At 67.1% G+C, this 8,165-nt stretch carries 6 protein-coding genes and 1 riboswitch; of the genes, 2 read left to right on the forward strand and 4 right to left on the reverse strand.

What is annotated here, in order from left to right; translation table 11 throughout:
• The first annotated feature begins 115 nt into the window (after positions 1-115).
• A riboswitch (TPP riboswitch) is annotated at positions 116-214 on the forward strand.
• Between the two features lie 53 nt (positions 215-267).
• Positions 268-2,355, forward strand: a complete 2,088-nt coding sequence (locus E7V67_017975) for a TonB-dependent siderophore receptor (protein ID WUR11581.1) — start codon at positions 268-270, stop codon at positions 2,353-2,355.
• A gap of 21 nt (positions 2,356-2,376) precedes the next feature.
• On the opposite strand, the gene E7V67_017980 is transcribed toward E7V67_017975, so the two are convergent.
• Positions 2,377-2,889, reverse strand: a complete 513-nt coding sequence (locus E7V67_017980) for an ATP-binding protein (protein WUR11582.1) — start codon at positions 2,887-2,889, stop codon at positions 2,377-2,379.
• A gap of 7 nt (positions 2,890-2,896) precedes the next feature.
• The gene (gene pnuC, locus E7V67_017985) at positions 2,897-3,520 is read right to left on the reverse strand and encodes a nicotinamide riboside transporter PnuC (protein WUR11583.1); all 624 of its coding nucleotides are present in this window, start codon (positions 3,518-3,520) and stop codon (positions 2,897-2,899) included.
• 114 nt (positions 3,521-3,634) lie between these two features.
• On the opposite strand from pnuC, the gene E7V67_017990 reads away from it, so the two are divergent.
• On the forward strand, positions 3,635-4,117 hold the full coding sequence (locus E7V67_017990) for a DUF1810 domain-containing protein (GenBank protein ID WUR11584.1): 483 nt from the start codon (positions 3,635-3,637) through the stop codon (positions 4,115-4,117).
• Positions 4,118-4,252: 135 nt separating this feature from the next.
• Here the strand turns inward: E7V67_017990 and E7V67_017995 are convergent, their stop codons facing one another.
• Both E7V67_017995 and E7V67_018000 read right to left on the reverse strand, forming a co-directional pair.
• Complete coding sequence (locus E7V67_017995) at positions 4,253-5,812, reverse strand: PAS domain S-box protein (GenBank protein ID WUR11585.1); 1,560 nt, start codon at positions 5,810-5,812, stop codon at positions 4,253-4,255.
• 116 nt (positions 5,813-5,928) lie between these two features.
• On the reverse strand, positions 5,929-8,061 hold the full coding sequence (locus E7V67_018000; GenBank protein ID WUR11586.1) for a S46 family peptidase: 2,133 nt from the start codon (positions 8,059-8,061) through the stop codon (positions 5,929-5,931).
• Positions 8,062-8,165 lie beyond the last annotated feature (104 nt).

Here is an 8,165-nt window from a genome sequence, read left to right on the forward strand (position 1 = left end):
TCTCCGGTCGGTTGATTGCATAACGCGCATTGTCGGCTCTCGGCATACTTTCCTCAAGTGTAATGGCACGCCCGGAAGCATGGCGCACGAATTTGCAGGCGAATATGTTAAGCTTCGCCCTCGCTAGGGGTCCTGGAACACGTGTTCCGGGTGAGAGATACCCTTCGTACCTGATCTGGATAATGCCAGCGAAGGAAAGCGCAAAGTCGTGTTCACCCCTCCTCTTTGAGTGCTCCGTTCGTTGGCCGACCAACCGAAGAGCACACAATGTACAAGACCAAGATCGCTTTATCCGCCGCCGCGCTCGCCGTTGCGCAGGCCTTCCCTGCCGCCGCGCTGGCGCAGACCGACGCCCCCGTCGCCGAAGTCGTCATCACGGGCGCCCGCGCCGACGCGCCGCACGCCGCCGTGGCCGGCTTCACCGACACGCCGCTGCAGCAGACGCCCGCCTCCGTCGGCGTCATCACGCGCGAGCAGATGCAGACGCTGAACATCCGCTCCACCACCGACGCGGCGCGCTACGACGCCGGCATCAGCGACGCCTACAACGCGGTCGGCTATGCCGAGCAGTTCTCGATCCGCGGCTTCAAGCTGGACAACGCGCGCAGCTACCGCAAGGACGGCCTGGCCATTTCCGGCGACACCCAGATCCCGCTGGAGAACAAGGAAAGCATCGAAGTGCTGAAGGGCCTGGCGGGCCTGCAGGCCGGCGTGGCCGCACCCGGCGGCATCGTCAACTACGTGACCAAACGCCCCACCAACCAGACCCTGCGCTCGGCCCTGGTGGAAGTGAGCGAGCGCGGTACCGTGCTGGGCACCATCGACCTGGGCGGCCGCCTGGCCGACCGCCGCTTCGGCTACCGCGTCAACCTGGCGACCGAACGCCTGCGCTCGTATATCGAGGGCGCCGACGGCCACCGCAACTTCGTCTCCGGCGCGTTCGACTGGCAGATCACGCCGCAGGCGCTGCTGCAGATCGACGCCGACTACCAGAACAAGGCGCAGGTCTCGGCACCGGGCTTCCAGCTGATCGATGGGGTGGCGCTGCCGAACGTGGCCGCCGACACGATGCTGAACAACCAGCCATGGAGCTTCCCCGTCCGCACCGAGACCAGCAACGTCGGCGTGCGCTTCCAATACGATTTCACGCCCGAGTGGCGCGCGCTCGTCAGCGCCAACCGGCATGACTTCAAGCGCGACGACTATACGGCCTTCCCGCTCGGTTGCGGCAACGTGGCAGGCTTCTGCGCCAACGGCGACTACGACGTGTACGACTACCGCAGCCTGGGCGAGAAGAAGAAGCCGCTGGCGGCGCAGGCCATGCTGCAGGGCCGCTTCGCCACCGGCGCGCTGCGCCATGAGCTGACGGCGGGCCTGTCCTGGTTCCAGAACAAGGAGAGCTGGGGCGATTACCTGTACAACCCGGTCGGTACCAGCAATATCTACCGCCCCGTGATCCTGGCACCGGACGGCGGCAGCAGCGGCCCGGTGTCGGAACGCCGCGTCGACCGCGAAAGCTCGCTGTTCGCCCAGGATATCGTGGCCCTGACGGAGCAGCTCAAGCTGCACGCGGGTGCGCGCTACACCAAAGTGCGCCGCAGCGAGGTCGGCCTGGACGCGCAGACCGACGCCAGCTTCTGGCTGCCCAATGTGGCGCTGGTATTCAGCCCGCGCGAGAACGTGTCCGGCTACGTGTCGTATGCGCAGGGCCTCGAGCACGGCGGCATCGCCCCGATCGGCACCACCTACCCGAACCGCGCCCTCGAACCCGGCAAGTCGAAGCAGGTCGAGCTGGGCGTGAAGGCCCAGGTGCGCGGCCTCAACCTGGCGGCATCCCTGTTCCAGATCGAGAAAGGCCTGGAATATACCGACGCCAGCAACACCTACGTGCGCAATGGCCAGGCCCGTCACCGTGGCCTGGAAATGAGCGCGTCGGGCAAGCCTGCCCGTGACCTGTCCATCGGCGCTTCGCTGGCCGCGCTGCACACCGAGCAGCAAGGCACGGGCCGGAACTACGACGGCAAGCGCGTCACCAATGTGCCGGCGCTGCGCTCCACCGTGTTCGCCGAATACGCGCTGGCGCAGGTGCCGGGCCTGAAGGTGAACGGCGACTGGCAGTTCGTCGGCAAGAAAGCCTTCGATGCGGAGAACCGGACGATGGTGCCGAAGTACCACGTGGTGAACCTGGGCGCATCGTATGCGACCAAGGTGGGCGGCATGCCGCTGGTGCTGCGCGCGCAGGTACGCAATGCGCTGGACAAGTTCTACTGGCGCGACGTCACGCCGGACCTGGGCGGCTACCTGTTCCCGGGTGCCGAACGGACGTACCGCTTGTCGGCCCAGCTGGACTTCTAAGCGTAAGACCGGGCCGCTGGTTCAGCGGCCCAGCACTTCTTCCACCTGGCGCAGCCGCTGTTCCAGCGGCCCGTGGATGCGCACGTGCGGAATCGCCCGTGCCGCCAGCTCCTCGGCCAGGATCGCATTCACGGCCGCGCTCTGGTCCTCCAGTTCGCGCACCAGCCCTTCGGGCACCCACGGGATGTCCGGCGCGCACAACAAGGTGACGTCGTAGCGGCGGCTGGCTGCCAGTTCGGCCAGTCCGGCGTCGATCCGGCCGAAGTAATGGCGGCTGTAGACGAGCGTCATCAGGGGCGTCGTGTCGCAGAACAGGAAACGCCCGGCGCGCGCCGCCGCCAGGTCCTCGCGCGCCAGTTGCGTCTGCGCGATGCGCAGCTGATCCGGTTCGGCCGGCACGCGCGCGCGCGTCTCGACGAACTCGCGCAGGTATTCCGGCACCCACGGTTCACCATACCGCTCGGCCAGCGCCTGCGCCAAGGTCGTCTTGCCGGACGAGGCGCTGCCGACGATCGCCACCCGCGTTACGCTCATTTCACGCTCATTTCAGCACCATCGCGGCGCTGGCCGCGCTGTCCTGTCCCATCGAGCGGCGCCAGGCCCGCAGGCCCGCCACCGCCATCAGCACGAACATCCCGTACAGCACGGCCGTCAGCACCAGGCCCTTGTGCAGGTACAGTCCCACGTACAGCACGTCAACGATGATCCACACGTGCCAGTTCTCCAGCCGCTTGCGCGACAGCAGTACCTGGCCGACCAGGCTGCCGGCCGTCAGGAAGCCGTCCGCGAATGGCACGTCGGTATCGGTATATGACCGCAGGAACCAGGCCAGCAGGCCGAAAGCGGCCAGCCAGGCCAGCGCCGCGGCCGCCCTGCCGCGCGCCGTCAGCTGCGTGACCGGCAGGCGTTCGTGCGTGTCGTCGCCGTGCAGCCACTGGTACCAGCCCCAGATGGAAACGGTGATGAAGACCAGCTGCAGGCCCATGTCGCCATACAGCTTGGCCTGGAAGAACACGGCGCCGTACAGTCCCGAGGACAGGATCGCGAACAGCCAGGCCCAGTGGTTCTGGCGGATGTTCAGCCAGACGGTAACGACGGACAGTGCGAAGGAGAGCAGCTCCAGGGGCGTGGTGGCGAGGCCGAAAAGGGTCAGGGATTCGTTCATGGGGAGCGCTGGTGAAGAGGCAGGATTATGCCACGCCGCCCGGTCCGGCGGCAGCCGCGCGCCGTCCGGCGCCACAATTGGCTAGACTGTTGCCCCTTGATGAGGGAGGCAGCGATGGACCACGACCTTGACCGTTTTATCTCCGCCCAGGCCAGCGTGTACGGCCAGGTGCTGCGCGAGCTGTGCGACGGCCGCAAGACGAGCCACTGGATGTGGTTCATCTTCCCCCAGCTGCGCGGGCTGGGCCGCTCCGAGAGGAGCGAATTCTACGGCATCGGCTCGCTGGCCGAGGCACGCGCCTACCTGGCTGACGTGGTGCTGGGCGAGCGCCTGTACGAGTGCACCGAACTCGTCAACAGCCATGCTGGCCGGCCGATCGAAACCATCCTGGGCGCCGTCGATGCGCAGAAATTCCACTCGTCGATGACGCTGTTTTCCCGTGCCACGCACGACAATGCGCCGTTCAAGCGCGCGCTCGAGCTGTTCTTCGGCGGGCGGCCGGACGAGGCGACGCTGGAACTGTTGCAGGCGACGGCCGGGGTCAGACCCGCCGGGTCTGCGTCCAGGGTTCCTCGAGCGCCGCCAGCGGCACGGTAGACACACGGCGCGATGCATCCGCCACCGTGGCTGCCGCAGCGGACTGCCGGGGTCAGACCCGCCGGGTCTGACCCCAGGGTTGCTCGAGCGCCGCCAGCGGCACGCTGAGGAAACCCAAGGGGACCGGCACTACTCTCAGGGCGTCCCCGCCCTGAGACCGGTGCCGGTCCCCGGTGCTTCTGGCTGTGCGGGCAGCGTCACCGTGAACACGCAGCCGGTTCCCGGCCCGTCGCTGCGCACCGCCACGCTGCCGCCGTGCATCGTGACGATGTGCCGCACCAATGCCAGCCCGATGCCCAGGCCGCCCTGGGTCCGGTCCGGCGAGCGCTCGGCCTGCGTGAACAGGTCGAACACCTGCGGCAGCAATTCCGCGTCCAGCCCGATGCCGTTGTCACGCACCTCGATCGTCACGCGAGCCGGCTGGCAAACCACCGCCAACGCGATGCGGCCGCCGCGCGGCGTGTATTTCGCCGCGTTGTTGAGCAGGTTGACCAGCACCTGCACCAGACGGTGACGGTCGCCCAGCACCCAGGCGCCGTCGGCGTCCCCGGTCACGGCCAGCGCATGCGCACGCGCCTCGATCAACGGACGGGCCTGTTCGACGGCTCCGGCGATCACGTCCGCCACGGCCACCGGCTCGTTGTCCAGCTGGATCAGGCCGCGCGTGACGCGCGCCACGTCCAGCAGGTCGTCCACCAGCGACGTCATGTGCCGCACCTGGCGGCCGATCACCTCGCTCGCGCGGCGCACCGCGGCAGGTTCGGCGACGCCCGAGCGCAGCATGTCCGCCGCCGCGGAAATGGGCGCCAGCGGATTGCGCAGCTCGTGCGCCAGCATCGCCAGGAACTCGTCCTTGCGACGGTGCTGCTCCTGCAGCTCCGCCTGGGCCAGCACGGTGTCGTGGATATCGGTGTTGGTACCGATCCATTCGCGCACGCCGCCGCCAGCGTCGACGATCGGCAGGCCTTTCACCGCGGTCCAGCGGTAGCTGCCGTCGGCGCGGCGCAGCCGGTAGCGCGTCTCGAACACGGTGCGGTTGGCCACGCAATCGCGCCACAGCGCCGCCGTGGACGCGCGGTCGTCCGGATGCAGCGCGTCGAGCCAGCCGAACTCGCGCCATTCCTCGTAGGTCTGGCCCGTGAAGGCGCGCCAGGACGGCGAATCCTCCAGCACCCGCCCGTCCGGCGTATTGGTCCAGACGATTTGCGAGGTGGCCATCACCAGCGAACGAAAGCGCTCTTCGCGCAGCCGCAGCGCCGTCTCGGCGGCCACCTGTTCCGTGATGTCTTCGTGCATCAGCATCACTTCCACCACGCGGCCGGCGGCGTCCTTGATCGGATGCGCGCGCGCCGTGACCCAGCGCGTGGGTCCGTTGCCGCCCAGCGCCGCCACGTCGTAGCAGACGGCGGGGATGGCTACCGATTCGCCGGCGAAGGCACGCCGCAAGTATGGTGTGATGCCGCCGGCCAGCAGTTGCGGGTCCGTCAGGACGTTGTAGTCGGCGCTGAACACATGCGCCATCAACGCGCTGCCCGCGCGAATCTGCCACAGTTCCTCCCACGCCCGGTTGACCCGCAGCGTGCGGCCGTCCGCCGCCAGGATCTGGATGCTGACGGGCGCCTGCTCGAACAGCACCCCGTAGCGTGTTTCGGAACTGGCATCGTGGCTGGCTGTGGCGGGGAAATCGGAAGGCATGGACGGCGCTGGATGGTTGGAGGCGGCTATCATGGCACAGAACGCGCGCGCCCATGGTGCCAGGACGAAAAAAAACCGCCGGCCTTGCGGGCGGCGGTTTTGTCCGAGCGTTGCGCTTACTTCTTCGGATAGCGGATCGTCATTTCCTGCAGCAGGTTGTCGGCATGGTCGACTTCCTTCATCACCCACAGCATGTAGCGGGCGTCCAGGTGGATCGCGCGCGTGATGTCACGGTCGAAGTACCAGTCCTTCGTGATCGACTCGTAGGTCGAATCGAAGTTCAGGCCAATCAGCTCACCGCGCTTGTTGACGATGGCCGAGCCGGAGTTGCCGCCGGTCGTGTCCGCGCTGGACAGGAAGTTGACCGGCACGGTGCCCAGTACCGGGTCCTTGAACTGGCCGTAGCGCTTGGCCTTGATCGCTTCGAGCAGCTTGGCCGGCGCGTTGAACGGGTCCTTGCCGGTATGCTTCTCGGCGATGCCTTCGACCGTCGTGAACGGGCCCTTGCTGATGCCGTCACGCGGCGAGTACGGCGCCACCGTGCCGTAGGTCACGCGCAGCGTCGAGTTGGCGTCCGGGTAGACCGGCTTGCCCTGCGACTTCTTCCACGCGATCACGGCGCTCATGTACTGCGGGATCACCTTTTCCAGGTTGCCTTCGACTTCCTTGGCACGGTTTTCCAGCGCGCGGTCGATGTCGTTCAGCTTCAGCGCCAGGCGGATGAAGGCGTCGTCCGACTTGGCCAGGGTGGCCGCATCCTGCTCCAGCAGCGCCAGGCGGGTGGCCGTCTCGCCCAACTTCGTGTTGGCGTACAGCGCCGGCACGTCCGTCACCTTCGGCAGCAGCGCGTCCAGGCCCTGCGGGTGGTTGCCCAGCTTGGCGTAGCGCTGCAGGCCGGCCACGAAGCGGGCCTGGTCGACGCTGCCGACGTAGGATTGTTCCAGGCGCGTCAGGCGGGCCTTGATGAACGTCAGGTCACGGTCCTGGTAGCCCGCTTCGCGCTCGGCGTTCGGCTTCTGGCGCTCCTGGGCCAGGCGCACCAGCGTGCGCGCGCTCTTGAACAGGTCGCTGTTGGTGGCCACGTTCCAGGCGAACTGCTCCTGCTCCAGCGCCATGTCGGCGGCGATCGCCGCGTCCAGCTCGGCCAGCATGGTGCCGGACACGCCCTGCTGCTTGCCGTACCAGGCGCGGAACTCGGCATCCTGCACGTCCTTGATGGCGGCAATGTCCTTGCGCGCGAAGCCGTCCAGCAGGCCCTGCGTCTTCTTCATGCGGTTGTTGATCGACTTGACCACCGACGCGTAGCGCACCTCGTCGTTCGGCTTGCCCTTGGTGGCGGCGGCGATGGTGTCCAGGTCGGCCTGGTATTCCGCCACCTGCGCGGGATAGCTGGTCTTTTGCGCATGGCGCACTTCCGACGGCAGCTTGTAGCGGCTGGTGCGGCCTGGATAACCGGCCAGCAGGATCGGATCGCCCGCCTTCAGGCCCTCGGCCGAGACGACCAGGAAGTCCTTGGACTTGTAGGGCACGTTGTCCGGCGACGGTTCGGCCGGGCGGCCGTCCTTGCCCACGTAGGCGCGCAGGAACGAGTAGTCGCCCGTGTGGCGCGGCCATTCGTAGTTGTCGACGTCGCCGCCGTAGTTGCCGATCATGTCGGCCGGTGCATAGACCAGGCGCACGTCGCGGATCATCATCTGGCGGATGCGGTAGTACTCCAGGCCGCGGTGGAAGGCGGGCACCGAGCAGCGGTACATCTTGTCGGTCTCGCACTCGGCGATCAGGTCCTTGATGCGGCGCTCGATCTTCTCATGGCGCTCGCGGCCACCGACATTGTCCAGGCCCTGCAGCACCTTGGCACTGACGTCTTCCACCTTATCGGTGACGTAGACCAGCGTGTTCGGGCCGCCCGGCAGTTCCTCGGCACGCGTCTTGGCCAGGAAGCCGTCGACGATGTAGTTCTTCTGGGCGGTCGAGTTGCGCTGGATGGCGCCGTAGGCGCAATGATGGTTGGTGACGACGAGGCCGTCCGGCGACACGAACGATGCGGAGCAGCCGCCCAGAGAGACGATGGCGCTCATCGGGTGTTTCGACAGGTCGGCGACACGTTCGGCCGGAATCTGCATGCCGATGCGTTTCAATTCCGCCTTCAGTTGCGGCATCTGGTGTGGCTGCCACTGGCCTTCGTCCGCCACGGTGGTACCGCAGGCGGCCAGCAGCGCGGCTGGCAGTACGAGTTTTTTGAACGACAAGATGGGTCCCCTGAATGTTAAGGCCCCGGCAGTATACGTGAACCGAAGGGGACGCGGACAGTAAACCCGTGGTGACAGGCACCGAAATTGAGGTCGAAGACCTC

Source organism: [Empedobacter] haloabium, from assembly GCA_008011715.2.
GTDB lineage: Bacteria > Pseudomonadota > Gammaproteobacteria > Burkholderiales > Burkholderiaceae_D > Rugamonas > Rugamonas haloabia.

Bases quoted from the DNA above. Each gene is read 5' to 3' on its own strand.
- E7V67_017975 (WUR11581.1), top strand. From the start codon at position 268: ATGTACAAGACCAAGATCGCTTTATCCGCCGCCGCGCTCGCCGTTGCG.
- E7V67_017980 (WUR11582.1), bottom strand. From the start codon at position 2,889: ATGAGCGTAACGCGGGTGGCGATCGTCGGCAGCGCCTCGTCCGGCAAG.
- pnuC (WUR11583.1), bottom strand. From the start codon at position 3,520: ATGAACGAATCCCTGACCCTTTTCGGCCTCGCCACCACGCCCCTGGAG.
- E7V67_017990 (WUR11584.1), top strand. From the start codon at position 3,635: ATGGACCACGACCTTGACCGTTTTATCTCCGCCCAGGCCAGCGTGTAC.
- E7V67_017995 (WUR11585.1), bottom strand. From the start codon at position 5,812: ATGCCTTCCGATTTCCCCGCCACAGCCAGCCACGATGCCAGTTCCGAA.